This is a genomic window from Oleiphilus sp. HI0128 (genome assembly GCF_001635365.1).
The window spans coordinates 1-1597 of sequence record NZ_LWGG01000934.1; the positions used below are offsets into that span (position 1 = coordinate 1).

General features: G+C 46.1%; 2 protein-coding genes. Both read left to right on the forward strand.

The annotated features are described in order from the left end of the window. On the forward strand, positions 1-188 hold a 188-nt coding region (locus A3763_RS29650; protein WP_231872214.1), incomplete at its 5' end, for a hypothetical protein. Then, a complete protein-coding gene (gene gltA, locus A3763_RS15240; RefSeq protein ID WP_068508429.1) occupies positions 181-1452 on the forward strand; it encodes a citrate synthase in 1272 nt (423 codons plus the stop codon). The genes A3763_RS29650 and gltA, both read left to right, overlap by 8 nt. Positions 1453-1597: the final 145 nt, after the last annotated feature.

Consider the following 1597-nt stretch of genomic DNA (forward strand, 5'->3'; position numbering starts at 1 on the left):
AAAAGCCGAAACTTTCTTTGATTTTTTTTTCATCTACATTGGCACATTACAGAGACGTGACTATAGTCATTCTATTTGGCATAATGCGCAAACTTTTAAGTCGCCAACTGGCCGCAAGCTTTTTACCTATTAAGCAGCAGCTACGCTTGGCTTACTCTATCTCAGCAACAGGAGAGCACCATGACTGATAAAAAAGCTCAGTTATCGGTTGATGGGAAAACCATCGATTTACCAATTTATTCTGGCTCTGTCGGCCCAGATGTAATAGATGTACGAGGCCTAGTATCAGAAGGTGTCTTTACTTATGACCCTGGATTCGTGTCCACTGCGGCATGCGAATCTAAAATCACCTACATTGATGGCGGCAAAGGTGTACTTCTTCACAGAGGCTACCCAATAGAACAGCTAGCTGAAAATTCAGACTACCTTGAACTATGCCACCTACTTTTGCACGGAGAACTTCCGACAGCAGAAGAAAACGAACATTTCAGAAAAACTGTTCGCAACCACACAATGGTTCACGATCAAGTTAACCAATTCTTTAAGGGCTTCCGAAGAGACGCTCACCCGATGGCGATCATGTGCGGCGTCGTTGGTGCTCTTTCAGCGTTCTACCACGATACGATGGACATCTCTGACGAAGAACACCGTGAAATAGCAGGCTTCCGCCTTGTAGCTAAAATGCCGACTATTGCAGCGATGTGCTACAAGTACTCAATCGGCCAGCCTTTCATGTATCCAAACAATGACTTGGATTATGCAGAAAACTTCCTGCACATGATGTTCAGCACGCCAGCTGGCGATGTTAAGTTTGACCCAGCCATCTCAAAGGCAATGGATAAGATCTTCATGCTTCATGCTGACCATGAGCAGAATGCATCAACATCAACTGTCCGCCTAGCTGGCTCAACTGGCGCCAACCCATTTGCTTGTATCGCTTCTGGCATCGCTGCACTTTGGGGCCCTGCTCACGGCGGCGCAAACGAAGCTGTACTAACAATGCTTAACGAAATCGGTGACGTATCTCGGATCGATGAATACGTAGCCAAAGCGAAAGACAAGAACGACCCATTCCGTCTGATGGGCTTCGGTCACCGCGTATACAAAAACTTCGACCCTCGCGCCAAAGTTATGCGCGAAACATGCGAAGAAGTTCTTGGTGCACTAGGCCTTGAGAATGATCCTCTATTGAAGATCGCGCGTCGCCTTGAGCAGATAGCACTAGAAGATGAGTACTTTGTTGCAAGAAAGCTATATCCAAACGTAGACTTCTACTCGGGTATCATTTTGAAAGCTATCGGTATTCCTGAGTCAATGTTTACCGTTATCTTCGCAATGTCTCGAACTATTGGTTGGTTCTCACACTGGAACGAAATGGTTAGTGAAAACTACCGCATTGGTCGTCCACGCCAGCTTTATACTGGTCACGACAAGCGCGACTACCCTGCCTAAGCGCAAAGCTAAGGTATAAAAAAACCCGCTCTTGCGGGTTTTTTTATACCTAAATCAGTTTTAATTCTGCACCAATCATTTCCCGAGTACGCCTCGCCAAGCCCTTACGACATAAGGATGCTGAGTCCATAGGTTCCAGATAACG